The 25,806-nt window shown below is 70.5% G+C and carries 23 protein-coding genes; 16 read left to right on the top strand and 7 right to left on the bottom strand.

Going from position 1 to position 25,806, the window contains the following annotated elements:
- Positions 1-6: 6 nt before the first annotated feature.
- A complete protein-coding gene (locus tag FZ938_RS11680) occupies positions 7-2,349 on the bottom strand; it encodes a hybrid sensor histidine kinase/response regulator (protein WP_246457318.1) in 2,343 nt (780 codons plus the stop codon).
- Between the two features lie 233 nt (positions 2,350-2,582).
- On the opposite strand from FZ938_RS11680, the gene FZ938_RS11675 reads away from it, so the two are divergent.
- On the top strand, positions 2,583-3,809 hold the full coding sequence (locus FZ938_RS11675; protein WP_246457315.1) for a PepSY-associated TM helix domain-containing protein: 1,227 nt from the start codon (positions 2,583-2,585) through the stop codon (positions 3,807-3,809).
- A 36-nt stretch (positions 3,810-3,845) separates the two neighbouring features.
- Here the strand turns inward: FZ938_RS11675 and FZ938_RS11670 are convergent, their stop codons facing one another.
- From FZ938_RS11670 to hisG, 4 genes are read right to left on the bottom strand one after another with little or no spacing between them, the layout of a single operon-like run.
- The gene (locus tag FZ938_RS11670; protein WP_149198676.1) at positions 3,846-4,319 is read right to left on the bottom strand and encodes an arsenate-mycothiol transferase ArsC; all 474 of its coding nucleotides are present in this window, start codon (positions 4,317-4,319) and stop codon (positions 3,846-3,848) included.
- A 16-nt stretch (positions 4,320-4,335) separates the two neighbouring features.
- Positions 4,336-4,821 (bottom strand): UPF0262 family protein, encoded by a 486-nt coding sequence (locus tag FZ938_RS11665; RefSeq protein ID WP_109073224.1) that lies wholly within the window; start codon positions 4,819-4,821, stop codon positions 4,336-4,338.
- Between the two features lie 35 nt (positions 4,822-4,856).
- Positions 4,857-6,161 (bottom strand): histidinol dehydrogenase, encoded by a 1,305-nt coding sequence (gene hisD, locus FZ938_RS11660; RefSeq protein ID WP_149198675.1) that lies wholly within the window; start codon positions 6,159-6,161, stop codon positions 4,857-4,859.
- Positions 6,145-6,822, bottom strand: a complete 678-nt coding sequence (gene hisG / locus FZ938_RS11655) for an ATP phosphoribosyltransferase (RefSeq protein ID WP_109073237.1) — start codon at positions 6,820-6,822, stop codon at positions 6,145-6,147. Before hisG ends, hisD begins: the two co-directional genes overlap by 17 nt.
- Before the next feature lie 578 nt (positions 6,823-7,400).
- On the opposite strand from hisG, the gene FZ938_RS11650 reads away from it, so the two are divergent.
- From FZ938_RS11650 to FZ938_RS11630, 5 genes are read left to right on the top strand one after another with little or no spacing between them, the layout of a single operon-like run.
- On the top strand, positions 7,401-7,601 hold the full coding sequence (locus FZ938_RS11650) for a hypothetical protein (RefSeq protein WP_149198674.1): 201 nt from the start codon (positions 7,401-7,403) through the stop codon (positions 7,599-7,601).
- Positions 7,602-7,649: 48 nt separating this feature from the next.
- Positions 7,650-8,441, top strand: coding sequence for a MetQ/NlpA family ABC transporter substrate-binding protein (locus FZ938_RS11645; protein WP_149198673.1), 792 nt, complete (start codon positions 7,650-7,652; stop codon positions 8,439-8,441).
- 44 nt (positions 8,442-8,485) lie between these two features.
- Entirely contained in the window at positions 8,486-9,538 is a 1,053-nt protein-coding gene (locus FZ938_RS11640; RefSeq protein ID WP_149199012.1) for a methionine ABC transporter ATP-binding protein, read from the top strand.
- Entirely contained in the window at positions 9,516-10,184 is a 669-nt protein-coding gene (locus tag FZ938_RS11635) for a methionine ABC transporter permease (protein ID WP_149198672.1), read from the top strand. The genes FZ938_RS11640 and FZ938_RS11635 overlap by 23 nt, the downstream gene beginning before the upstream one ends.
- Positions 10,185-10,210: 26 nt before the next feature.
- A complete protein-coding gene (locus FZ938_RS11630; RefSeq protein WP_149198671.1) occupies positions 10,211-11,002 on the top strand; it encodes a MetQ/NlpA family ABC transporter substrate-binding protein in 792 nt (263 codons plus the stop codon).
- Here the strand turns inward: FZ938_RS11630 and FZ938_RS11625 are convergent.
- The gene (locus FZ938_RS11625; RefSeq protein WP_149198670.1) at positions 10,974-14,831 is read right to left on the bottom strand and encodes a tetratricopeptide repeat protein; all 3,858 of its coding nucleotides are present in this window, start codon (positions 14,829-14,831) and stop codon (positions 10,974-10,976) included. The genes FZ938_RS11630 and FZ938_RS11625 overlap by 29 nt on opposite strands.
- 172 nt (positions 14,832-15,003) lie before the next feature.
- Here FZ938_RS11625 and FZ938_RS11620 point away from each other — a divergent pair, with 172 nt between their 5' ends.
- The 10 genes from FZ938_RS11620 to FZ938_RS11575 are packed head-to-tail and all read left to right on the top strand — an operon-like array spanning position 15,004 to position 25,174.
- Positions 15,004-15,399, top strand: coding sequence for a response regulator transcription factor (locus FZ938_RS11620; protein ID WP_149198669.1), 396 nt, complete (start codon positions 15,004-15,006; stop codon positions 15,397-15,399).
- Complete coding sequence (locus tag FZ938_RS11615) at positions 15,396-16,043, top strand: chemotaxis protein CheC (RefSeq protein ID WP_174757054.1); 648 nt, start codon at positions 15,396-15,398, stop codon at positions 16,041-16,043. Before FZ938_RS11620 ends, FZ938_RS11615 begins: the two co-directional genes overlap by 4 nt.
- 40 nt (positions 16,044-16,083) lie before the next feature.
- Positions 16,084-18,060 carry a methyl-accepting chemotaxis protein gene (locus FZ938_RS11610; protein ID WP_149198667.1) on the top strand — a complete coding sequence of 659 codons (1,977 nt, stop codon included), beginning with the start codon at positions 16,084-16,086 and terminating at the stop codon, positions 18,058-18,060.
- A 41-nt stretch (positions 18,061-18,101) separates the two neighbouring features.
- A complete protein-coding gene (locus tag FZ938_RS11605; RefSeq protein ID WP_149198666.1) occupies positions 18,102-19,682 on the top strand; it encodes a chemotaxis protein CheW in 1,581 nt (526 codons plus the stop codon).
- Between the two features lie 28 nt (positions 19,683-19,710).
- Positions 19,711-20,835, top strand: coding sequence for a chemotaxis-specific protein-glutamate methyltransferase CheB (cheB, locus tag FZ938_RS11600; RefSeq protein ID WP_174757099.1), 1,125 nt, complete (start codon positions 19,711-19,713; stop codon positions 20,833-20,835).
- An 11-nt stretch (positions 20,836-20,846) separates the two neighbouring features.
- On the top strand, positions 20,847-21,470 hold the full coding sequence (locus FZ938_RS11595) for a HEAT repeat domain-containing protein (RefSeq protein ID WP_149198664.1): 624 nt from the start codon (positions 20,847-20,849) through the stop codon (positions 21,468-21,470).
- 5 nt (positions 21,471-21,475) lie between these two features.
- A complete protein-coding gene (locus FZ938_RS11590) occupies positions 21,476-22,354 on the top strand; it encodes a CheR family methyltransferase (RefSeq protein WP_149198663.1) in 879 nt (292 codons plus the stop codon).
- Positions 22,351-22,746 (top strand): response regulator, encoded by a 396-nt coding sequence (locus tag FZ938_RS11585; protein WP_149198662.1) that lies wholly within the window; start codon positions 22,351-22,353, stop codon positions 22,744-22,746. Before FZ938_RS11590 ends, FZ938_RS11585 begins: the two co-directional genes overlap by 4 nt.
- Positions 22,743-24,935: a chemotaxis protein CheA gene (locus FZ938_RS11580; protein ID WP_149198661.1), complete on the top strand. Its 2,193-nt coding sequence runs from the start codon at positions 22,743-22,745 to the stop codon at positions 24,933-24,935. Before FZ938_RS11585 ends, FZ938_RS11580 begins: the two co-directional genes overlap by 4 nt.
- Positions 24,935-25,174 carry a hypothetical protein gene (locus FZ938_RS11575; RefSeq protein WP_149198660.1) on the top strand — a complete coding sequence of 80 codons (240 nt, stop codon included), beginning with the start codon at positions 24,935-24,937 and terminating at the stop codon, positions 25,172-25,174. The genes FZ938_RS11580 and FZ938_RS11575 overlap by 1 nt, the downstream gene beginning before the upstream one ends.
- Here FZ938_RS11575 and bluB read toward each other — a convergent pair.
- Entirely contained in the window at positions 25,146-25,802 is a 657-nt protein-coding gene (bluB, locus tag FZ938_RS11570; RefSeq protein WP_149198659.1) for a 5,6-dimethylbenzimidazole synthase, read from the bottom strand. The genes FZ938_RS11575 and bluB overlap by 29 nt on opposite strands.
- Between the last annotated feature and the right edge of the window lie 4 nt (positions 25,803-25,806).

Here is a 25,806-nt window from a genome sequence, read left to right as displayed (position 1 = left end):
GACTCGTCAGCTGTGTGCGATCAACTGCGGACGCGGGGGCCCATCCTGTCCATCCTCGGGCGATTCGTTGTGCATGTGCCCGACGTGAACCCAGCGGCCGATCGCGGCCAGCAGCTTGGTCTTCTCCAGCGGCTTGGCCAGATGGGCGTTCATGCCCGCCTGCAGGCAGCGTTCGACCTCCACCTGCAGGACGCCGGCCGACAGGGCCAGGATCGGGATGCGGCCCACCGGGCCGGGCAGGGCACGGATGCGGCGGGTGGCCTCCAGCCCGTCCATCACCGGCATCTGCACGTCCATCAGCACGAGGTCGTAGGTCTGTTCCTGCACCGCGGCGACCGCGGCGGCGCCGTCGTCCACGGCATCGACATGGTGGCCGGCCTTGGTCAGCATGGTCACCGCCAGATCGCGGTTCATCGCCAGATCCTCGGCCAGCAGGATGCGGGCGCCGGGGCTGCCGGGCTCGCTTCCGGCAAGGGGGGAGCCGTCGCGCTGGACCGCGGCGCTCCCGGCGGGCAGCAGCGGCAGCGAGAACCAGAAGGTGCTGCCGCTGCCGGGCTGGCTTTCCATGCCGATCTCGCCGCCCATCAGCTCCACCAGCCGGCGGCAGATGGCCAGCCCCAGGCCGGTGCCGCCGCGCCCGCGCTCCAACTGGGTGAAGCGCTGGAACAGGTCGCGCTGCCGTTCGGGCGCGATGCCGATCCCGGTGTCGGTGACGGTGAAGGTGCAGATGCGGCCGCCGCCGGGCTTGCCGCCCGCCTTGCCGCCGTCATCCTCGATCGCCTTCACCGTCAGCCGGACCGAGCCGCGGTCGGTGAACTTCACCGCGTTGCTCAGCAGGTTCAGCAGGATCTGGCGCAGCCGGTCGGGGTCGCCCATGACGAAGCCGCGGGCGGTGGCGGAAATGCTGGTCTGCAGCTCCAGCCCCTTCTGTTCGGCGGCCAGACGGACGATGGCGACGCAGCGGTCGGCGAGATCGTCCAGCCGGAAGGGCACGCTGACCAGATCGAGCCGCCCGGCCTCCAGCTTCGACAGGTCGAGCACGTCGTTGATGACGGTCAGCAGCGACCGTCCGGCATCGCGCACCTGCGAGGCGTAGCGCCGCTGTTCGGCCGTCAGCGGGGTTTCCAGCAGCATCTCCGCGAATCCGATCACGCCGTTCATCGGCGTGCGGATCTCGTGGCTCATGGTGGCGAGGAATTCCTCCTTGGCGCGGCTGCCGGCCCGCGCCTCCTCCATGGCGGAGCGCAACTCCTGCTCGCGCTGTTTCAGGCGGCGCGACATGTTGTTGAAGGCGTGGGAGACGACGCGGAATTCATGCGGCGCCCGGTCCGCCTCGATCACGGTGCCGCCGCCGCCGTCGCCGATCCGGGTGGCCGCGCTGCCCAATTCCCAAACCCAGCGCAGGACGGAGGCGCGCAGCAGGACCCACAGCGCGGTCACGCTGACCAGCGCCGCGATGCCCAGCAGCCCCAGGCTCTGCCACAGGTCGCGCCGCGCCTCCGCGATGATCGGGCTGGTCGGCATGCCGACGGCGAAGATCGTGTCGGTCTCGTCGGAATGACGGAAGGCCCACAGCCGGTCGCGCCCGTCGGCGCTTTCGGAATCCAGGAAGCCGTCCCGCTCCTTCAGCATCTGCTGGACATGCGGCAACTGGCCGACATTGCGGTTCAGCCAGCCTTCCGGATCGGGCTGGCGGGCGACGATCACGCCGTTGTGGTCCAGCACCATCACGCGGGCGTCGGGCTGCTTCAGCACCTTCACCAGATCGGTCAGCCAGGTCAGGTCGACGGCGACGCCCATCACGCGGACGATCCGGCCATTCTCGATGATCGGGCTGGCGACGATGATCAGCGGCTTCAGCGAGCGCTTGCCGATGATGAAATCGCTGACCACCCAGCTTTTGGTGTCGAGGACGCGCTGGAAATATTCGCGTTCGCGCAGCGAGATGCCGGCGCCAGGGCCGGTGGTGTCGCAGATGATGTTGCCGTCGGCGTCGGTCAGCCAGACGCCGGTGGTCCAGCGGTGCTGGCGCGGCATCGGCGCCAGGGTGGCGACGCAGGCGTCGGTGTCGGTCGGCGTGGCGTTGCGGATCGCCGGCACCAGCGACAGCACGCCCAGCAGGTTGCGCGCCTCGCCGATCAGGTCATGCTGGCGCTGCACCCCGTCGTCGGCCAGATGCAGGGCCAATTCGCGCGCGGCGCCGATATGGTCGTCGAGCTGCTGGTCGGCGAGATAGAGCGCGCCAACCAGCGGCAGCGCCAGCGAGGCCAGCACCACGCCCATCAGGCGCGCGCGCAGGCTGCGCGGGCTGAAGGCGCGGAGAAGGCGGGGCATCAGACCGGCGGGCATGGATGGACGGCTCTCCGCGCGAAAATTCGTCGACGCTCCCGAGCCTAGGGCGGCACGCGACGCGTTGCGATGACACAGCTCAATAACATTGGCGGGGATGCAATGTGAACTGCCCGCGGCGCAAAAAGTTGCAGAATGCCAAAATTATTACCGACCATGCCGTGTGCGGTGTTGCGGAGGATTTGACGGCCGTCAAGGCCGGCGGAACGGGGATCCGGGATGGTTCTGCCACCATGCCGACCATCCGCCAGGAGCCCCGCCAGATGCACAGCGAATGCGATCACAGGATCAAGCCTACGCGGCCGGGCGGCTGGGGAATCGGCATCTTTCTCGGCGTTTCGCGGCAGCGGGTGCGCCGCGCCGTGCTGATGCTGCACCTGACGCTGGGGCTGGCCGTGGGGGCGCTGTTGGCGCTGACCGCGCTGACGGGCAGCCTGCTGGTCTTCTACGTGGACATCGACCGGGTGCTGACGCCCGAACTGGTGGTGCCCGCGGGACATGGTGAAGCGTTGCCGCTGGACCGGGTGGTTCAGGCGCTGCGCGAGGCCCATCCCACGCGCAGCGGCGGCTGGCGGCTGGAGATTCCGCATGGGCCGGACCATCCGATCATGGCCCGCTACATGAAACCGCAGGAGACGGCGGGCAAATCCTTCGCACCGCTGATGGTGGCGGTGAGTCCGTACAGCGGCGAGGTGCTGTCCTCCCGTTTCTGGGGCCGGACGGCGATGACCTGGGTCTACGACCTGCATTACCTGCTGCTGGCCGGCGACAGCGGCCGGACGGTGCTGACGCTGGGCGGCATCGGCAGCCTGCTGGTCCTCGCCAGCGGGGTCTATCTGTGGTGGCCGGCGGCCGGGAAATGGGGACGGGCCTTGCGGCCGCGCCTGCGCTCTGGCTTCGTCCGGCAGGTGTTCGACATCCATGTGCTGGCGGGGGTCTACGGCCTCGTCGTCCTGCTGCCCCTGATCGTGACGGGGGTCGTCATGGAGCAGCCGGAGTGGGTGAAGCCGGTGGTGGAGCGGCTGTCCCCCGTGACCGCGGCACCGGCCATCGCGCCGGCACAGGGCGGTACGGCGGTCGGTGCCGATGCCGCCCTGGCCGCGGCGCTGGCCCGCTTCCCCCAGGCCGAACCGCGCTGGGTCGAGGTGCCGGGGCAGGGCGGCGGCGCCTATCACATCCGCTTGTTCCAGGCCGGCGAGCCCGGCTGGCGCTTTCCCAAGACCAGCGTCTGGGTGAATGGCGGCGACGGCACCATCCTTGACCTGCGCGACCCCACCCGCTGGACCGCCGGCGACGCCTTTTTCGGCTGGCAGCATCCGCTGCACAACGGCGAGTGCTTCGGCCTGTGCTGCCGCATCCTCGTGGCGGTCGCGGGGCTGCTGCCGGCCCTGCTTCTGGCGACCGGGGTGGTGCGCTGGCGGCAGAAGAAGGCGACGCGGCCGGCGCGGGCCGGACGTTAGACCACCGGGCCCTCAGACCGCCGGGCCGCCGGCCCCTCAGACAGTCGGGCCGCGGGTCAGGGGGAAGCGCTGCTTCACCTTGGCCAGCAGGCCGTCGCGGACCTGCCGGTAGGCTTCCAGCATGGCGTCGCGGGTGCCGTCGACCAGGGTGGGGTCGAAGGTGTTCCAGAACTCCACGTCGCAGGCCATGGTGCGCGTCATCTCGATGGCGCGGTGCTGCGCCTCCGGCGACAGCGAGACGATCAGGTCGAAGTTGGTGTCTTCCAGATCCTCGAAGGTGCGGCAGCGGTGCTTGGACAGGTCGATGCCGATCTCCTCCATCACCGCGACGGCGAAGGGATCGACCTCGTCGCCCTCGCGGACGCCGACCGAATCCACATAGACGCGGGTGCCGTGGTAATGGCGCATCATCGCCGCCGCCATCGGCGAACGGATCATGTTGTAGGTACAGGCGAATAATACGCTCGTGACCGGCAGAGGGGTGAGGACCGGGGTCGCCGCCATGGCCATGCGCCGCCCGTGCCCGTCAGCCGCGAATGTGCAGGACGCAGATCAGCGTGAACAGCCGGCGCGCGGTCTGCAGGTCCATTTCCACCTTGCCGGCCAGACGTTCGCGCAGCATCTCGGACCCCTCGTTGTGCAGGCCGCGGCGGCCCATGTCGATGGCCTCGATCTGCGAGGGCGTCGACCGCTTGATGGCGGCGTAATAGCTCTCGCAGATCAGGAAATAGTCCCGCACGATCGAGCGGAATCCGGTGATCGGCAGCATCAGCCGGTCGAGCACGCTGTCGTCTTCGCGCCGGATGTCGAAGACCAGCCGGTTGTCCTCGATCGACAGGTGCAGGTGGTACGGCCCGTCCTCCGCGAAGTCGCAGGGGCAGAACTCGTTGTCCTCCAGCAGGTCGAAGATGGCGACGGCGCGCTCATGCTCGACCTCCGGCTTGTGGCGGACGACACTCCGCTCGTCGAGCGTCACATGGGTGATGCGCCGCTTGCTCTTCGCCGTCGTCACGCCCCGCCTCCCCGCTTTTTCAATCTTTATAGAACTTATTCTTTGTAGTCTGGCAGCCGCTGGGCGACGGAGCGCGCGTGCGCCTCCAGCCCCTCGGCCATCGCCAGCGTCACCGCCGCCGGACCGATGGCCCGCAGGCTGTCGGCGTCGCAGGCGACGAAGGTCGTCCGCTTCATGAAGTCCAGCACGTTGAGGCCGGACGAGAAGCGGGCGCTGCGCGCCGTCGGCAGCACGTGGTTGGGACCTGCGACGTAATCGCCGATGGCCTCCGGCGTGTAGCGGCCGAGGAAGATGGCGCCGGCATTGCGGATCTTCGCCGCCAGTGCGTCCGGATCCTCCACCGCCAGTTCCAGATGCTCCGGCGCCAGCCGGTCGACCAGGGCCGGCGAATCCGCCGTCAGGTCGCCGACCAGGACGATGGCGCCATGCTCCCGCCAGCTTTCGCCGGCGATCGCCGTACGCGGCAGCGTTTCCAGGTGCCGGTCCACCGCCGCCGCGACCGCGTCGGCGAAGGCGGCGTCGTCGGTGATCAGGATCGACTGGGCCGAGGTGTCATGCTCCGCCTGCGACAGCAGGTCCATGGCGATCCAGGCCGGATCGTTCCTGCCATCGGCCACCACCAGGATTTCCGACGGGCCGGCGATGCTGTCGATGCCGACGAGGCCGTAGACCTGCCGCTTGGCGGCGGCGACGAAGGCGTTGCCGGGGCCGACGATCTTGTCGACCGGCCGGATCGTCGCCGTGCCGTGGGCCAGCGCCGCGACCGCCTGGGCGCCGCCGATGCGGTAGATCTCGTCGATGCCGCAGCGCTTGGCAGCGGCCAGCACCAGCGGGTTGATCGCCCCGTCCGGCGTCGGCACCACCATGACGACGCGCTCCACGCCGGCGACCTTGGCCGGCAGGGCGTTCATCAGCACCGAAGACGGGTAGGAGGCGGTGCCGCCCGGCACATAGAGGCCGACGGCGCCGACCGCCGTCCAGCGGGCGCCCAGCCGCACGCCGGCAGCGTCGCGATAGTCGGTGACCTCCGGGATCTGACGGCGGTGGAATTCCTCGATCCGCGCGGCGGCGAGGTCCAGCGCCTCCAACGTCTCGGCCGAGCATTTGGCGGTGGCGGCGTCGATCTCGTCCTGGCCGATGCGCAGGGTCTCCGCCGTCAGGGTCTGGCGGTCCCAGCGGGCGGTGTAGTCGATCAGGGCGGCGTCGCCGCGCGTGCGCACCTGATCGATCACCCCGGCGACCAGCGTCTGGACATCCTCGCTGGCCTCGCGCTTGGCATGCAGCAGCGCCTCGAACCCGGCTGCGAAGTCCGCGTCGCGAATATCAAGCCTGACGGGCATTCACCGCCTCCCGGAACTTGTCGATCCACTGAGAAATCTCGGCCGTCCGCGTCTTGAAGGCCGCGCGGTTGACGATCAGCCGCGAGGTGACGTCGGCGATATGCTCCACCTCCACCAGCCCGTTGGCCTTCAGCGTAGAACCGGTGGAGACCAGATCGACGATGCGGCGGCACAGGCCCAGCGTCGGCGCCAGTTCCATCGCGCCGTTCAGCTTGACGCATTCGGCCTGGACGCCGCGCGCGGCGAAGTGACGCTTGGTCACCTCCGGATATTTGGTGGCGACGCGCACATGGCTCCAGCGCGACGGATCGTCGCCCTCCATCATCTCCACCGGTTCGGCGACCGACAGGCGGCAGGCGCCGATGCCGAGGTCGAGCGGGGCGTAGATCTCCGGATAGTCGAACTCCATCAGCACGTCATTGCCCGCCACGCCCAGATGGGCGGCGCCGAAGGCGACGAAGGTCGCCACGTCGAAGGAGCGGACGCGGATGATGCTGAGGTTCGGCACATTGGTGGCGAAGCGCAGAAGCCGGCTCTTGTCGTCGTCGAAGGCCGGCTCCGGATGGATGCCGGCATGGGACAGCAGCGGGCGCAGCTCCTTCAGGATACGGCCCTTGGGCAGGGCCAGCACCAGCTGGTCGTCAACCGGTGTGGCCGTCATCGCGGCGGCAGTCACCCCTTGGGCGCTGGGATCGGCGGACAAAACACTCTCCTCGCATCGCTCGCCGGGGCGATGTGCATGCCCCGGATGAACCATCGACGCGATAGATAGCACATTCCACGCGCCCGTCACCTGTCGCTGTCGCGCCGCATCAATTCAACAGCATAAATTTGCGAATTCAGATATTTCACACAATGCTCAGAATTATGGTTGACCATACTCCATGGAAGGGGTAGAGAAATGTTCATGGACGCCCCGCCGGGGCCTCCCGCGGCAATTTGAACCCTGCAGCTTGCGCCGCGTCACCAAACGCTAAAGCGCCACGATACCGGTCGTGGACCTCTTCAAGAAGGAGAGACCGGAATGACCTCGCGAGTTTCCGCTCCCCCATCCGTGCTTCGGACCGCTTTCCCGGCCTGCATGATGCGCCCGGGCCTGTGTTGCCGCTGATCTCGCGGCCCCAAGACACAGTGCCCATCCCGCACATCCGCCAGTCCTGAAAGCACGTGCGCCGCCCGCCCCGCGATCGTCGAGGGCCAGCCGCGCAACGGACCCATATTCCGGGGGAGTCCTTCGCCATGACCCACGCCAATGCCTACGCCATCGAAGTCCAGGGCCGCTCCGCCGGCATCGTCGTCGCCGAACGCGGCGGCTTCACTTTCTTCGTTTCCGATTGGGCTTTCCGCGATCTCGACCGCCGTGTCTTCCGCAATGTCGGACAGGCCCAGCGCGCCGCCCACCAGCATTACAGCCGGCTGCCCGACACCCGCCGCCGCTGACGCTCCATCAAAAAAAACCCGCTGCCAGAAACCCCGAGGAAAGACCCGATGAAGCGCATCCTGATGTCGGTGGCCGTCGCCGCCGGCCTGTTGACCGCCGCAACCTCCGCCCCAATCTCCGCCCTTGCCGCTCCGCTGAAGCTCGGCGTGTCGGCCGGTCCCTATGGCGAGATCCTGGAATTCACCGCCAAGCTGGCCGTCAAGGAGGGCATCGAGGCGCAGGTGATCGAGTTCACCGACTGGAACATGCCGAATGCGGCGCTCCAGGCCGGCGACATCGACGCCAACAACTTCCAGCATCAGCCCTTCCTGGACAATCAGGTGAAGCAGCGCGGCTACGACATCGTCTCCGTCGCCAAGAGCGTCGTGGTGCCGATGGGCGTCTACAGCAGCAAGGTGAAAGCGCTGGCCGACCTGAAACCAGGTGCGTCGGTGTCGATCCCCAACGACCCCACCAACGGCGCCCGCGCCCTGTTCCTGCTGGCCAAGGCCGGCGTGATCGGGCTGAAGGAGGGGGCCGGGCTGAACACCACCATCGCCGACATCGTCAACCCGAAGGGCATCAAGCTGGTGGAACTGGACGCCGCCCAGCTGCCGCGCTCGCTCGACGACGTGGATGCGTCGGTCATCACCCTCAACTATGCCGTGCTGGCCGGGCTGGAGCCGAAGAAGGCGCTGGTGCTGGAGGATGACCAGTCCAAGTGGAGCCTGGTCTGGGCGGTCCGCAAGGATCGCATGGAAGACCCGACGATCAAGCGCTTCATTGCGCTGTATCGTTCGCCCGAAGTGCGGCAGTTTATCGAAACGCGCTTCAACGGTTCCATCATTCCGACTTGGTGAGGGGGCTGGGGGGACGCAGGACGTCCCCTTTTGCCGAATAAATGATGATAACGCTAACAAACATTCACAAGACTTATGCCGCACGTGGCGGCGGGGCTCCGGTCCATGCGCTGGCGGACATCGACCTTTCCATCGGACGCGGCGAGGTCTTCGGGATCATCGGCCGGTCGGGCGCCGGGAAATCGACGCTGCTGCGCACAGTCAACCTGCTGGAAAGCCCGAGTTCGGGCAGCGTGATGGTGGACGGGGTGGAGATGACCGCCCTGTCGGCGGCGGAACTGCGCCGGGCCCGCCATTCCATCGGCATGATCTTCCAGCACTTCAACCTATTGTCCTCGCGCACCGTCTTCGACAATGTGGCGCTGCCGCTGGAACTGGCCGGTACGCCGAAGGCGGAGATCCGTCGGACGGTGGAGCCGCTGCTCGACCTCGTCGGGCTGGCCGACAAGCGCGACCGCTACCCGGCGGAGCTGTCGGGCGGGCAGAAGCAGCGTGTCGGCATCGCCCGCGCGCTTGCCAGCAAGCCGAAGGTGCTGCTGTCGGACGAGGCGACCTCCGCCCTCGATCCGGAGACGACGACGCAGATCCTGCATCTGCTGGCCGACATCAACCGGCGGCTGGGGCTGACCATCGTGCTGATCACCCACGAGATCGCCGTCATCAAGGAGATCTGTCACAAGGTGGCGGTGATGGAAGGCGGCCGGGTGATCGAACAGGGGCCGGTCTTCGACATCTTCGCCCATCCCAGGCACCCGACCACACGCAGCTTCGTCGATCCCGTCATCAACCGCGGCATCCCCGACAGCCTGCGCGGCCGGCTATCGCCCCAACCCGGTCCCGGCAGCAATCCGGTGCTGCGCATCACCTTCACCGGCGAGAAGGCGACCACCCCGGTCATCAGCGCCATCAGCCGCCATCTGGACCTGGACCTGAACATCTGGCACGGCCAGATCGACGAGATCCAGGGCGCGCCCTTCGGCACGCTGGTGGTGGAGGCGCTGGGCGATCAGGCCAAGGTCGATGCCGCCATGGCTCTGGTCAAAGAGAACAATCTGGGTGTCGAGGTGTTGGGCCATGCTCTCCCCGCAAATCATTGACCTGCTGATCAAGGGGCTGCTCGACACGCTGCACATGGTGGCGGTGTCGGGCGCCATCGGGACGCTGATCGGCCTGCCCATCGGCGTGATGCTGGCCGTCACCGGCCGGGGCGAGCTGCTGCAGAACTTCGCCTTCAACAAGGTGATGGGGGCGGTGGTCAACATGACCCGCTCCACCCCCTTCATCATTCTGGTGGTGGCGATCATCCCCTTCACCCGGCTGATCGCCGGCACTTCCATCGGCACCAATGCCGCCATCGTGCCGCTGACCGTCGCCGCCGCCCCCTTCATCGCCCGTGTGGTGGAGAATGCGGTGCGCGAGGTCGACCGCGGGCTGGTCGAGGCGGCGCAGGCGATGGGCGCTACGCCGTTCCAGATCATCCGCAAGGTTCTGCTGCCTGAAGCCCTGCCGGGCATCGTCGCCGGCCTGACCCTGTCAGCGGTCAGCCTCGTCGGCTATTCGGCCATGGTGGGCGCGGTCGGCGGCGGCGGGCTTGGCGACCTCGGAATCCGCTACGGCTATCAGCGCTTCCTGCCGGAGGTGATGCTGGCGGTGGTGATCGTGCTGATCGTGCTGGTGCAGATCGTTCAATCGACGGGCGACTGGATCGCCCGCCGCGTCAACAAACGCAATCTGAAATCCTGACCCAAAAAACTCGAGGAGTGTTCGAGATGCTGCGCTTCCGTTCGCTGGCTTCCCTGTTGGCCGGCGCCGCCACCCTGGCCGTTGCCTTCGGTGCTTCTGCCGAGACCATCAAGGTCGGCGTCACCGCCGGTCCGCACGCCCAGATCCTGGAGGCGGTGAAGCCCATCGCCGCCAAGGACGGGCTGGACATCCAGATCATCGAGTTCACCGACTACGTCATCCCGAACCAGGCGCTGGCCGGCGGCGACCTGGACGCCAACAGCTTCCAGCACCAGCCCTATCTGGACAACCAGGTGAAGGACCGCGGCTTCGATCTGGTCAGCGTCGGCAAGACGGTGGTCTACCCGATCGGCATCTATTCCAAGAAGGTCAAGAGCCTGGACGAGCTGCCGTCGGGCGCCAAGGTCGCCATCCCCAACGACCCGACCAACGGCGGCCGCGTCCTGCTGCTGCTGCAGGCCAAGGGGCTGATCAAGCTGAAGGACGGCGGCAATCTGAAGGCCTCGCCGATCGACATCGTCGAGAACCCGAAGAAGCTGGAGATCGTCGAACTGGACGCCGCCCAGCTGCCGCGCTCGCTGGATGACGTGACCGTCGCCGCCATCAACACCAACTTCGCGTTGGAGGCCGGCATCGACCCGGTCAAGGACGCAATCGCCCGCGAGGCGGCGGACAGCCCCTATGCCAACGTCATCGCCGTGCGCAAGGCCGACAAGGACAAGCCCTGGGTCGCCAAGCTGGTGAAGGCCTACAACAGCCCGGAGGTGAAGGAATTCATCCTCACCAAGTTCAAGAACGCCGTGGTTCCCGCTTTCTAAGGGCCGGCCTTCTGAGGTCCATGAGAGCACGCCCGGCGGCGCTGAGCGCGTCGCCGAGCGTTTCCCCCGGCCGCGGCCCGAACAGCCGCATCGACGGATACCAGGGCCGGCAGCCGGTGCCGAGCGCCGTCCAGTCTCCCGCCGGCCCGATCCGCCAGACCGGCACGCCAAGCGCGCCGGCCATCTCCGCCACCGACGTTCCGGCGGAGATCACCAGATCCAGCGCCGCCGTCAGGGCCGCCGCGCCGTCGAGGTCGTTCTTCAGATCGAGCGGCGGGCGGTGGATGGCGATGCCGAAACGGTGTTCGGCCTCGGCGAGTTCGGCTTCGCAATCGTCGTATTGAAGATTGATCAGGCGCAGGCCGGGCAGGGTGAGGATCGGCGCCCAGTCGGCCAGCGGGGCGTAGTTGGCGTCGCGCAAGGTGCTGCGCAGGCCGCTGCGCCAGCAGAGGCCGATGGTGAGGGCGGGGTTGGGCGTCTGCATCCGCTGCCCCCTCCCCATCCCTCCCCCGCCTTTGGCGGGAGAGGGGGCAGGATGCTTGGCGGCGCCGCTTGATCGCAAAGCGGCGGCAGTTCCCTCTCCTGCCGAAGGCGGGGGAGGGTTAGGGAGGGGGCCGTCGTCGCCACTCAATCCACCCACCCACCCCCGCCACCGCTCCACCGCCGCGCCGTCCGCCCGCAGCCATCCACCCTGCGCCGGAAAGCCGCTCAATCCCCAGCCCAGCAGCAAGGGCAGCGACCCTGCCGGGGCGTGGCAGTCGGCGTCCACCGGATCGTCCGTCGCCGCCCGCACCAGCGCCTGTGGGAATGACCGAGCGAACAACTCCACCAGCCGCGGCTCGCATTCCAGAACCACCCGGCCGGCGCGCGCGATCAGGTCGGCGTAGCAGGCGCTGAACATCAGCTCGTCGCCCACCCCCTGCTCGCGCCAGACCAGAACGGTCTTTCCGGCCGGATCGCCGCCATCCCAGGCGGGAATGCGGAAGCGGCGGTCGGGCAGGGCCTGCCCGGCGGCGAAGCGTGCCTCCAGCCCGGCCCAGCCCTCGGCAATCTCCCCCCGCGCCAGTGCCGCGTAACCGCGGTTGAAGGTGGCGAGCGTCAGGGTCGGGTCGTCCTCCACCGCCCGGCGATAGGCCGCGTCCGCCTCGGCAGGGCGGCCGGCGGCGTGCAGGGCGTTGCCGAGATTGTAGCGCCAGTCGGCCCGCGCCGGCTCCAGCGCCAGGGCACGGCCCCAGCCCTTCAGCGCGGCGTCGAGCCGGCCCTGCCGCTGCCGGAGATCGGCCAGCCCGGCCCAGCCGGCGCCGGTGCCGGGGGCGAATAGGATCACCCGCCACCAAGCCAATCCGGCGGCATTGCCGTCGCCCGCCCGCTCCAACGCCAATGCGAGGTTGCCGAGCGTGCCGAGGTCGCCCGGCCGGCCCTGGAGCGCCAGCCGCAGATGCGCCACCGCGTCGGCCGGCCGGTCGAGCGCCAGGGCCGCCAGTCCCATGTTGCTGGTCGCCGCCGGATCGCCGGGGCGCAGGCGCAAGGCCCGGCTGGCGGCACGCTCCGCCTCGGCGGCATGGTCGGTGTCACGCAAGGCATCGGCCGACAGGGCGGTCCAGGCCTCCGCCAGCGCCGGATCGAGGGCGAGTGCTCGCCGGAAGAAGGGCAGGCCGTCGTTGCCCGCCCCCTGCCGCGCCAGCCCGGCATTGGCCCACAGCCCGGCATGGAAGGGGGCGAGACGCCGCGCCGCGTCGGTCGCCTCGGCCGCCTCGGCCGCCGCGCCACGGGACAGGCGCAGTGCGCCGAGATTGCCGAGCGCCTCGACGTCATCGGGGGCGAGTGTGGCGGCGGCCAGCCAGTCGGCCTCGGCGTCGGCCAGAGCGCCCATTTCCTGGTGGGCCAGCGCGCGGCGCTTGTGGCGGCCGGCGGTCGGCTCCACCGCGATGGCGCGGCTCAGCAGGGTGGCGGCGATGTCGGGACGGCCGGCCTGATGGCCGAGTAGCGCGTAGCCCTCCAGTGCCGCCGGCATCTCGCCACCCTGGTCGAGGATGCGCTGGTAAGCCTTCTCCGCCTCGGGCCAGTGGCCTGATTCATGAAGCGAGCGGGCTTCGGCAAGCCATTCATCAATGGGCAAGGCAGGGACCAGCCGGTGCAGCTCCGCCGACATTCTTGCCAGAACGTCGGCCAACCCTTCGCCGGGGCGCGTGCTCCACAGCCGCATCGATGGGAACCAGGGCCGCACGCCGCTGCTCAGCGCCGTCCAGTCGCCGGCCGGGCCGAAGCGCCAGACCGGCACCCCCAGCGCGCCCGCCATCTCGCCGACCGAACTCGCCACCGTCACCACGAGGTCGAGGTTGGCGATCAGCGCGGCGACGCCTTCCAGATCGTTTTTCAGGTCGGTGCCGGGCCAGCGGTGGATGCGCAGGTCCAGGTTGGCTTCGACCGCCGCGATCTCCGCCTCGCGCCCGTCATATTGCAGGGTGACCGGGATCAGGCCGGGCAGGGCCAACAGCGGCGCCCAGTCGGCGAGCGCGGTGTAGGAGGCCTTGCGCTCCCCCAGCATGTTCTGGCTGCCCCAACAGATGCCGACGCGCAAACCCGGCCCCAATGCAGCCAGCCGCTCCGCCCATTCCATGGCGCGCGCCGGATCCGGCGCCAGCCAGGACGGCCGGGCGGGAAAATCGGCCAGGGTCGGGCGCAGCAGCCGGGGAAGCGATCCCATCGGCAGATGGGCCTCGGCAACGGTGGCGGCGTCGGTCGGATCGACGGTCTCCGCCCGCACCGTGACGCCGGGCAGGGCACGGCCGACCAGCCCGGTCAGGCGGGCATCGACCTCCACCACCAGCGCCGCCGGACCCAGCTTTGCGGCGAGGTCGGGCAGTGCGGTGCCGAACATTAGCTCGTCGCCCAGCCCCTGTTCGCGCCAGACCAGCAGGCGCCGGCCGGTCGCGCCATCCCAGACCGGCAGGGCGATGCTGCGCCCGGCGGACACGCGGCGGGAGGCGAAGCGGGCCTCATACTCGTCCCACCCCTCGGCCAGCCGGCCGCGGCCGAGCAGCCGCAGGGCGAGGTTCCAGCGGGCCAGCGCGAAGCCGGGAGCATGGACGAGAGCGTTGCGATAGAGCGCCTCCGCCTCCTCGCCGCGCCCCTGCGCCTCGCGCAGCAGGGCGAGGTTCACCATCGTCTCGGCATCGCCGGGGGCGAGGCGCAGCGCTTCCAGATGCGCGGCCTCGGCCTCGCCGGTGCGTCCGGTCTCCTTCAGCACGACGCCGAGGTTGGTCAGGGCGGTGGCATGGCCGGGGTCGAGCCGCAGGGCGTGGCGCAGCGCCGTTTCCGCCTCGCCATAGTCATCCTGCGCCCGCAGCAGCGTGCCGAGATTGGCCCAGGCCTCTGCATAGCCGGCGTCGAGATCGAGCGCGCGGCGGTAGTGGAGCGCGGCCTCCGCCAGCCGGCCCCGATCCTGCAGGGCGCTGCCCAGGCTGTTGTGCGCCTCCGCATAGGCCTCGCGCAGGGCGAGCGCCCGGCGGTATTCCGCCTCCGCCTCCTCCAGCCGGCCCAGGGCATGGAGGGCGAGGCCGAGGTTGGCATGCTGCTCCGCCATCTTCGGGCGCCGGGCGATGGCCTGTCCGATCAGGTGGACGGCGTCGGCATCCCGTCCGTGCTGGTGATGCAGCACACCCAGCAGATGCAGCGCGTCGGCATTCCCGCCGTCGACCGCCAGCATGGCGCGATAGGCGCGCTCCGCCCCGTCCAGATCGCCGGCGCGGTGGTGGGCCAGCGCCTCGCGCAGGAGGGCGGCCAGTCTAATGGAGACGGCTCTGGCGGGTGCAGCGGGTGGCGGCATGAGCGAGGGGCGCCAAGGGAAGGAACGGGCCATTTCGATAGCACGAATCGGTCGGGCGGCGCGCAGGCAAAATCCCGAGTGCAATTAAGGGGACTGGCGTGGTTATCTTCATTCTGTATACTTGCCCGTAATTCGGCTTCGCCGGCCGATCTCCATCCAAAAGGCTTATATCTTGAGTAAGACTGCAATCATCGTCGACGACAGCAAGCTTTCGCGCATGCATGTGCGGGCCATGGTCTTGCGCAACAAGCCCGACTGGTCGGTGGTCGAGGCGGCGAACGGCGACGAACTCTTCAAGACGTTGCAGGGCACGCCGGTGGACGTCGCGATCATCGACTACAACATGCCCGGCGACAACGGCGTGGACACCGCGGCCAAGTTGCGCCAGAGCCACCCCGACGTCCACATCGCCATCATCACCGCCAACGCCCAGGACGCGGTGGTGTCGGGCATCCGCGCGGTCGGCGCCGCCTTCATGCCCAAGCCGCTGGAGGAGGAGCAGGTCGCCCGCTTCCTGAACTCCACCGCCCTGCCGCCGCGCCGGCCTGCCCAGGCCCCTCAGGAGTGATCGCAGCCCCCATGCTGAGCGAGCTGGAGCGCGACGCGCTGGCCGAACTGGGCAACATCGGCATCGGCCGGGCATCGACGGCGCTCGGCCGCATGCTGGGCGGGCTGGTCACCCTGTCGGTTCCATCGGTGGAAATGGTGCCGCTGGCCGATGTGGCCGGGCTGCTGGACCGGGCGCTGACGCCGCCGCTGGTGGGCATATCGGAAACGCTTGGCGGCCTGTTCGCCGGTTGCGCCCTGCTGGTCTTCCCCCAGGCCGGCAGCCTGTGCTTGGTGCGCGCCGCCCTGCCGCCCGACGTGCCGGCGGAGGAGGTTCCCGAGCTGGAGGACGAGGTTCTGGCGGAGCTGGGCAACGTCGTGCTGAACAGCGCGCTGGCCCTGGTCGCCAACCTGTTGGGCGAGCCGGTCGAAACCGGCCTGCCGGCGGTGTTCCGTGGCGGTGCGGCGGAGATCCTGCGGGGATGTTCGGGGACGCCGCCAACCGCTGACGGTGCCGCGGTGCTGTTCCACATCGATCTGCGCACGACCCTGCCGGGCGGCGACGGGGCGGCAGTGGCGGGCCGGGTGGTCCTGCTGCTCGACGCCGGCTCCGCCGGGGCGCTGCAGGCGACGCTCGGCCGCTATATCGGGCGGCTGGTGGCGTGACGGCAACAAGAACAACCGGCTGGAAAGGCGGGTAAGGACCATGGCACTCATCAAGAAGACCAAGATCGACACGGCGCACACGGCCCGGAGCAAGCCCGGCGCCGCCGGCGATCCGGATCGGTCCGCCGCCGGGAACGAGACCGTCACGACCGAATCCGCGCCGCCGGCCGCCACGCCGGGCGCGCCGCAACGCCGCCGGGCGCGTGCCGATTCGCGCCGCCGGCAGGCCGCCAGCGGCATCGCCGCCGCCGCCACCGAACTGGCGAGCGGCGTCACCCAGGCGGCCTCGGCGGCGGAGGAACTGCGCCGGGCGATGGAGCAGATCGCCGCCGGGGCGGAGGAATCGGCCAGCGCCACCCAGCAGTCCCAGCGCATGATCGGCCGCGCGTCGGAGCTTCTGACCCGGTCGCGCAGCACGGCGGAGCAGGCGGTGCTGCGGGTCGAGGCGCTGCAGGCCACGCTGAAGGACGTCAGCGGCCAGATCCTGTCGTCCATCGACGGCATCGTCCGCGCCGCCGAACGGCAGGAGGCGTCGGTGCGGCTGGTGCGCGACCTGGAGGCCCGGGCGCAGGAGATCGGCACCATCGTGCAGAGCGTCGCCGCCATCGCCGACCAGACCAACCTGCTGGCGCTGAACGCCGCCATCGAGGCGGCGCGGGCGGGGGAAGTGGGCAAGGGTTTCGCGGTCGTCGCCGACGAGGTGCAGGCGCTGGCCGAACGGTCGGAGCGCAGCGCCAACGACATCCAGGGGATGGTCGCGGAAATCCAGGAGGCGGTGGCCTCCGTTGCCGCCGGCATCATCGCGTCCGCCGACACCGCCAAGGCGGAGGTGGAGCGCGGGCGCATGATCGTCCAGCAGCTGGAGGGCGTGCGGTCGGACATGTCGACCATCGTCCAGGGCGCGCAGGAGACCATCCGCGCCGCGGTGGAGGCCGATCAGGCCGCGCGCGAGGCCCTGCGCGGGGCCGAGACCATCGCCGCCAGTGCCGAGGAGCAGTCCGCCGCCGCGGAGGAGGCGCTGAGGACCGTGGGCGAGCAGGCCGTGGCATTGACCCAGAGCCAGCGCGCCGCCGGCCAGCTGTCCGAACTGGCCGAGGATCTGGAGGGCACCGCCGACCTCGCCGCCACCGCCGACGAACTGGCCTCCGCCGCCGAGGAACTGTCGGCCGCCATCGAGGAGATCAACCGCGGCGCCGCCCAGATCATGACCGCCATCGGCCAGATCTCCGGCGGGGCGCAGGCGCAGAGCGCCGCCACCCACCAGTTGGCCTCGGCGATCGCGGAGATCGACGCCGCCGCGACGCTGGCAGCCGGGCGGGCAAGCGATTCGGTCGATCGCTGCACCTCGATGGAAGGGCTGCTGGGCGAAACGCGTGAGACCATCGGAAAGCTGGCGGACGGCATGCTGGAGGCGGTCGACTCCTCCCGCCGGGCCGGTGAACGGCTGGACGCGCTGGAGCGGCTCGGCCGGCGCATCGACAAGGTGGTGGACGCCATCGCCACCGTCGCCATCCAGACCGGCATGCTGGCGGTCAGCGGCTCCATCGAAGCGGCACGGGCGGGGGAGTTCGGCCGAGGCTTCACCGTGGTCAGCGGCGACATTCGCAAGCTGGCCGGCGACAGCGCGGAAAGCGCGGAACGGGTGAAGGACATCGTCCGCGACATCCAGGACCAGATGCTGCGGGTGCGCCGCGACGTGGACGAGGTCTCCGCGACGGCGGTGACCGAGATCGCGCGCCACCGCGCCTTCGGCGTCACCCTGACCGCCGGCACGCAGGAGCTGCGGGTGGTCACCGCCGGCAGCCGCGAGATCCTGGACGCCGCCAGCGAGACCACCGCCGCCCTGCGCGAGACCCGCGTCGGTGTGGAACAGGTGGCCGCCGCCACCGCCGCCGCGAACCTCTCCGGATCCGAAGCGGCCAAGGCCGCGCGCGAACAGGCGAAGGGGGCCGAGGAACTGGCGTCGGCGATCGAGGAGATCGCGGCGATGGCCGACAGCCTGCTGGGCGCGGTTTGACCGCCGTGGCCGGGGGCGTAGCGGGAGGCGTGGCCCTGGACATGGCCGGGGACCGCGCGGCGACAGCCGGGGCCGATGGCGCCCTTGCCTTCGTCACTGTGGCGGTCGGCGACCTCCGCCTTGCCCTGCCGCTGGCGGCGGTCCGTGCGGTGATCCGGCTGCCGGAACTGGTACGCATTCCTCTGGGGCCGCCCAGCCTCGACGGGCTGGCGCAGTGGCATGGCGAGGCGGTGCCGGTGCTGGACCTTGCCTGGGCATTGGGCAGGCCGGGCGGTGGGGCCGCCTCGCGGGAGACGCGCGTGGTGCTGGTCTGGCATCGCGGCCAGCCGGTGGGTCTGCGGGTGGACGCGATGGCCGGCATCCTGCGCACCGACCCCGACCGCATCGATCCGGTGACGCAGGAGGAGGGCGGGCTCGATCCCGTCATGCTGGACGGCCTGTTGCGTGACGGACCGGCCACGATCCTGAAGCTGGACGCGCTGATCGACCGGCAGTTCGGCGACCGCACGGAGGTTGAACGGGCGGGGGTGGAATGGACTGACCGGGGAACCGGTGGGTTCGGACGTGTGACGGCGGGCGAGGCTGCGGCCGGGAAAGCGGCGGCCGGACCCGATCGCCAGGCTCTGCTGGTCTTCGAGGTCGCCGGGCAGGAATTCGCCTTGCCGGTGGACCGGGTGCGCGAGGTTCTGCCGGCTCCGCGCGAGGTCGCCCGCATGGCGCGGGCCAAGGCGCATCTGCTGGGCGTGATGGCGGTGCGCGACCGGCTGCTGCCGCTGGTGGGGTTGCGCGCCCTGTTCGGCCTGGACGGCACCGGTGGACAGGGGGCCGGCGGACAGGAGGCCGGACGCCGCGTCGTCGTGGTGCGGTCGGGGGCCGCCTGGCAGGCGCCGGTCGGCGTGCTGGTGGACGAGGTGCGCGAGATCCTGCGGCTCGATCCCGTGCTGATCGACCCGGTGCCGCCGCTGCTGGCCCGCGAGCCGGAGTTCGAGGATCTGGACGGCATCGCCCGGGCGGATGGTGGGCGGCGGCTGGTGTCGGTGCTGTCGGCGGAACGGCTGTTCCGCCATGGCGCGGCAATCGGCGCGGAAGCGGGCGGAAAGGGGGACGGGATGGAACCGGCACGGCCTGCGGAGGGGAGCGGAAACGCGGAACGCTTCGTCGTCTTCCGTCTCGCCGGGGCGGAATATGGCCTGCCGGTATCCGCCGTGCGTGAAGTGCTGCGCCGGCCCGACAGCATCACGCCGCTTCCCAACGCGCCCGACTTCGTCGCCGGCGTGCTGACCCTGCGCGGCGAGGTGCTGCCGCTGATCGATCAGCGCCGGCTGCTGAACCTGCCGGCCGCCTCGGCCAGCCCCTCCGCCGGGCTTGAGCGTGGGCGGGTGGTGGTGGTCGGGCGCGACGGGCTGCTGGTCGGGCTGCTGGTGGACGGGCTGTCCGGCCTGCTGACGGTTCCGGCGGAACGGATCGGTCCGGCACCGGCGGTGTCGGCGGCGCAGCGCCGGCTGATCCGCCGGGTCGCCACGCTGGATCCGGCCGGCGGCAGCCGCCTGATCCTATTGATGGATGCGGACAGTCTGCTCGACATGGACCGGCTGGCCGATCTGCCCGTTATCCCGCAGTGACGGCTGGGAGCCTGGATTGGGGGACGGCGTGCTGACGGTGCTGGTGGTGGACGATTCCGCATTGATGCGCCGGCGCATCGCGGATCTGCTGATCGAGGCCGGATTCCGGGTGGAGACCGCCGCGACGGGGGAGGAGGCCCTGGCGCGCCTGCCGGTCGTCGATCCGGACGTGGTGACGCTCGACGTCACGATGCCCGGCATGGACGGGCTGACCTGCCTTGCACGCATCATGGTCGAGCATCCCAAGCCGGTCGTCATGGTCTCCGCCCTCACCGGCGCGGGGGCGGAGGAGACGCTGGAAGCGCTTCGGCTGGGCGCGGTGGAGGCGGTGCAGAAGCCGGCCGCCGGCTCCATCGGCCGCATCGGCGAGGAACTGGTGGAGACGGTGCGCGCCGCCGCATCCTCCCGCCCGCGCCGGGTCCACGGCCTGCGCGAACGGCTGCGGCTGGCCCGCGCCCGCATCGCCGGAGAGGATTTCGTGGTGCCGGAGGGGCTGCCGCCCGCGGTGCCGCCCATGGCGGCGTCGCCTGCAGCCGTGGCGGCGGGCGACGAGGGCGAGGGGGTGGTGCTGGTCGGCGTGTCCACCGGCGGACCCAGCACGCTGGAGGACATCCTGCCCCTGCTGCCGGCCGGCTTTCCCTGGCCGGTGGTGGTGGCGCAGCACATGCCGGCCGCCTTCACCGCGACCCTGGCGCGCCGGCTGGACGAGCTGTGTGCGCTGAGGGTGCTGGAGGTGGAGCGGGCGACGGTGCTGGCGCCGGGCATGGTCTGCATCGCCCGCGGCAGTGCGGACGTCGAACTGGCGCGGCGCGGCGGTCGGCTTCAGGCGGTCTGTGTGCCGCCCTCGCCCGACCGGCCCTGGCATCCCAATGCCGACCGGCTGGTGACCAGCGCCCTGCGGCTGCTGCCAGCCGACCGGCTGGTGGGGGTGCTGCTGACCGGCATGGGCAATGACGGGGCGGCGGCGATGGCCGAGCTTCATGCCCGCGGCGGCCGCACCATCGCGGAGTCGGAGGACAGCGCCGTCGTCTTCGGCATGCCGCAGGACCTGATCCGGCGCGGCGGCGCCGGCGTCGTGTTGCCGTCGGGCCGTATCGCCGGCCAGCTCACCCGCTGGCTGATGCCTGTCGGCCGGCGCGCCGGGATCGATTGAGGAGTGACGCCATGGGACTGGTGAAGAAGAGGGCGGCTCCGGAGCTTGCCCCGGCCGCACCCGACAGCCGGCGCGACCCGCTGGCCTCGCTCGAGGATGCCGACGCCGCCGTTCGTCGTGACGGCGCCCACGCGCTGGGCCATGTGGCGCTGCCGGGCGCGGAGGCGGCGCTCGCCCGCCGGCTTCAGACGGAGGGGGATGCCGGCGTGCGCGAAGCCATCCTGACCGCGCTCGCCCGCATCGCCACGCCCGACGCGGCGGCGGCGCTCGTCCCCTTCCTCGACCGCGAGGATGCGGCCTTGCGCAACGCCGCGCTGGAAAGCCTGCAGCAGATGCCGGCGGAGGTCGCCGCCCCGGCGCTGCTGCCGCTGCTCGACCATGCCGATGCCGACCTGCGCATCTTCGCTGTACAGGGGCTGGGCAGCATCACCCATTCCGGCCGCGCCGACTGGTTGGCAAGGGTGATGGAGCGCGATGCCGACGTGAATGTCTGCCTCGCCGCGGTGGAGGCGCTGGCCGAGGCCGGCAGTCCGGAGGCGCTGTCCAGCCTGGAGACGCTGGCCCGCCGCTTCCCCGGCAACGCCTTCGTCGCCTTCGCCGTCGACGCCGCCCGCTCCAGTTTCCAGGGACGGTGAACGGATTGACCGACGCCGAGCCGGAAGGCCTGTCCCAGGAGGATTATGCGACGCTCTGCGGGTTCCTGCGGGACCGCACCGGCCTGTCCTTCACCGAGGCCAAGCGCTATTTCGTCGACCGCCGCATCGCCGCCCGCATGCAGGCGGTCGGCGCGACGGGATTGCGCGCCTATCTGAATTTGCTGCGCTTCCAGGCGTCGGGGGAGGAGCTTCAGCGGCTCGTCAACCTGATGACGGTGAACGAGACCTATTTCTTCCGCGAGAAGTACCAGTTCGACTGTCTGGTGAACTCCGTCCTGGACGAGCTGGTGCGGGGGCGGCCGAAGGGGTCGCGGCTCCGCATCTGGTCGGCCGGCTGCGCCACCGGCGAGGAACCCTACTCCATCGCGATCATGCTGCTGGAAAACTGGCGCCGGGTGGACGATTACGAGATCGAGCTGCTGGCATCGGACATCGACAGCGCCGTGCTGGAACGCGCGCGCGAGGGCATCTATGACGAGCGCGCCCTGCAGGGGCTGCCGGCCCATCTGCGCGCCAAGTATTTCCAGCCCCTGCGCGGAGCGGCCGAGGCCGGCGGGCCACGCTGGCGGATCGTCGAGGATCTGCGGGAGTCCGTCGATTTCTCCCTGGTCAACATCGCCGACCCGCAGCAGGTGCGGGCCTTCCGCGGGATCGACGTGATCTTTTGCCGCAACCTGCTGATCTATTTCGACGATCTGGGCCGACGGGAGGCGGCGAGCATGTTCTACGATGCCCTTGCGCCGGGCGGCTTCGTCTGTCTCGGCCATTCGGAAAGCATGAGCCGCATGTCCTCGCTGTTCGTTCCGCGCCGCTTCCCCGACGCCATCCTCTACCAGAAGCCGGCGGACGGAGGTGGAGCGTGAGCGGGCCGCGCGTCCTGGTGGTGGACGACGCCGTGACCGTGCGCGCCTTCAGCCGCCGCGTGCTGGAGGCCGACGGCTTCGTGGTGGACGAGGCGGTGAACGGCATCGAGGGGCTGGAACGCGCCATGGCCGCGCCGCCGGATCTGGTGATCGTCGACGTCAACATGCGCAAGATGGACGGCTACACCATGCTGCGCGTCCTGCGCCGCGATCCGGGTTTGCGCGACGTGCCGGCCATCATGATCAGCACCGAATCGAAGGACAGCGACCGCGAGCAGGCCCTGCTGGCCGGCGCCAACTGGTACATCGTGAAGCCGCCACGGCCGGAGGTGCTGGTGGAGGCGGCTCGGCTGCTGACCGGACGGCCTCCCAACAGGGAGGACGCGCCATGAGCGAGCTGTTCGACCAGTTCGTCGTCGAGGCGCAGGAGCTGCTGGAGACCGCCGGCGCCGCCCTGCTGGCGCTGGAGCGCGACCCGGCCGACCGCGCGTCGGTGGACGAGCTGTTCCGCGCCTTCCACACGCTGAAGGGGGCGAGCGCCCTGTTCGACATGGCACCCTTCACCCGGCTGGTGCATGCCGGGGAGGACACGCTGTCGCTGCTGCGCGACGGCCGGCGCGGCATGACACCGGCCCTCATGACGCCGGAGTTGGCCGACCGGCTGTTCCGCGCGCTCGACCAGTGCGCCCGCTGGGTGGCGGCGCTGGAGGAGGCCGGCGCGCTGCCTGCCGATGCGGCGGAGGCGGCGGAAGGGTTGGTGCGCGGGCTGGCGGGGGGAGAGGTGGCGGCCGGTGCGGCGGCTTCCGGCGGTGAGGCCGACGCTTTCCCCTGGGTGGCGGCGCTGACGGACGCGGAGCGCGCCGCCGTGGGCGATGGCGCGCTGACCGCCATCGACTACACGCCCGATCCGGAGTGCTTCTTCACCGGCGACGATCCGCTGGCACTGTTCCGCCGGGTGCCCGACCTGCGGCTGTTGCGGATCGAGCCGTCGGAACCGCTGCCGCCCCTGGCGCAGATGGACCCCTACCGCTGTATCCTGCGCTTCCGCGCCCTGAGCGGTGCCGGGATGGAAGCGGTGACGCCGGCCTTCCGCAGCGTGCCCGATCAGGTGCGGATCGGCAGTGTCACGCTGGCGGCTGCCGCCGTGTCCCCCGCCGCCGCGCTGCCGGATTCACTGGCGGCGGCGATGCTGGAGGAACAGGCGCGCATCCTCGACCTTCCCGGCAGCACCGCCGAACAAGACTCCCGCCGCGCCGCGGTGGCGCGGGCGGTCGCCGCGATCCTGACGGCGTTGGGGCAGCCGACGGAGCGCGGCGCCGTGGAGGCCGCCTGCGTCGACGCCGGGACGATGCGCCGGTTTCTGGCCGATGGACCTGCGGAGAAGCCCGCCACGGCCGAGCCGCGATCCGCCTCCGCTCCCGTCCCGCGCCGCGCCCTGCGGGTGGAGCCGGAGCGGATGGACGCGCTGATGGCGCTGGTGGGCGAGCTGTCGGTGGTGAAGGGGCAGTTGGGGCCGCTGGTCCGCCGCGCCGGCAACGGCGAAATGGCCCGCGACCTGAAGAGCTTTTCCGCCCGGCTGGACAGTCTGGTCGGCGACCTGCGCCATGCGGCGTTGCGGCTTCGCCTGCTGCCGTTGGCGCGCGTGTTCGATCCGCTGCCCCGGCTGGTGCGCGACACCGCCCGCCGGCTGGACAAGAATGTCGAGCTGGTGCTGGAAGGGGCGGAGACGGAGGCCGACAAGGACATCCTCGACGTGCTGGGCGAGCCGTTGCTGCATCTGGTGCGCAACGCGCTGGACCACGGCATCGAGACGCCGGAGCGGCGGGCGGCTACGGCCAAGCCGCCGGCCGGCACGCTGCGGGTCCGCGCCTTCCAGGACAAGGGTGGGGTGGTGGTGGAGGTGTCGGACGACGGCGCCGGCATCGACCCGGCGGCGATGCGCCGCGCCGCCGTCGCCAAGGGGCTGATGGAGCCTGACGCCGCAGCGGCGCTGAGCGATACCGATGCGGTGCGGCTGGTCTTCGCCCCCGGTTTCAGCACCGCCGGCAGCGTGTCCGACCTGTCCGGCCGTGGCGTCGGCATGGATGCGGTGCGGGCGGCGGTGGAGCGGGCCGGCGGCCGGGTGGAGGTCGTCTCCACCCCCGGCAGCGGCACGCGGGTGCGGCTGTCGCTGCCGCTGACGCTCAGCATCACCCGCGTCGTGGTGGTGGAGGCGGCGGGATCGCTCTACGGCATCCCGGTGGCGCTGGTCGGCGGCGTCCAGCGGGTGCCGCGGGCCGAGATTCGTTCGGTGAAGCGGGCGGAAAGCGTCGTGCTGCGCGACCGGGTGGTGCCGCTGGTCCGCCTGCGCCGCCTGTTGGCCCAGCCCGACGACGAACGGTCGCGCGAGACCGTTTGCGTGGTGCTGGCCGAACTGGGCGACGGTCCGGTCGCAGTGGCGGTGGACGATGTCGGCGAGCGCGCCGACGTGGTGCTGCGCCCGATGACCGGGGTTTTGCGGGGTCTGCGCGGCTATGCCGGCACGGCGGTGCTGGGCGACGGCCGGCTGATCCTGGTGCTCGATCTGCGGGAGCTGTTGTGATGCCGATCCGCTATGACGCCGATCTCGCCCGCTTCGAGGCCGCCTGCACGGTGGAGGATGCCCTGCCGCTCGCCGAATGGCTGGAGGCGACCGCCGTGCCGCGGGTGGATCTGTCCGCCTGCACGGAGCTGCACACGGCGCTGCTGCAATTGCTGATGGCGGCAAGGCCGGTGGTGGACGCCGGGCCGGAGGATGCGTTTCTGGCGCGCGTCATCCCTCTCCCTCCCACCGGTCCCTGAACACCAGATCCTCCAGCGGCAGGCGCTTGCGCCAGCCCTTGGTTTCCAGTTCCGGCGTCGCTTCGAAATGGGTGACGTGGCCCAGGCAGAGATAGGCGATCGGCACGATCCGCTCTGGGATGCCGAGCGCCTGCTTCAGGGCGTCCTCATGCAGGATGCTGACCCACCCCACCCCCAGCCCTTCCGCCCTTGCGGCCAGCCACAGATTCTGCACGGCGCAGACGCAGCTGTAGAGGTCCATCGCCGGCATGTGGGTGCGGCCCAGCACCACCGGGCCCGAGCGCTCGCGGTCGCAGGTGATGCACAAATTCACCGGCGCCTCGCGGATGCCCTCCAACTTGAGGCGGCTGTAGAGGCTGCGGCGCTCTCCCTCGAACATCGCCGCCGCCTCGTCGGTGGCGCGGGTGAAGTCGGCGTGGATGCGCGACTTCACGGCCGGGTCGGTGACGACGATGAAGTTCCACGGCTGCATGAAGCCGACCGACGGCGCGTGATGGGCGGCCAGCAGGACACGGTTCAGCACCTCGTCCGGCACCGGGTCCGGCCGGAACTGCCCGCGCACGTCGCGGCGGGAGAAGATCGCCTTGTAGAGCGCGTCGCGTTCCGCCGGGGTGAAGTCTTCATCCATGCGC

Origin of the sequence: Azospirillum oryzae, from assembly GCF_008364795.1 — a bacterium.
In the GTDB taxonomy this organism is placed as follows: Bacteria; Pseudomonadota; Alphaproteobacteria; order Azospirillales; family Azospirillaceae; genus Azospirillum; species Azospirillum oryzae.
Note: the sequence above shows the minus strand (reverse complement) of the source record. Positions and strands in the feature narration are given on the sequence as shown.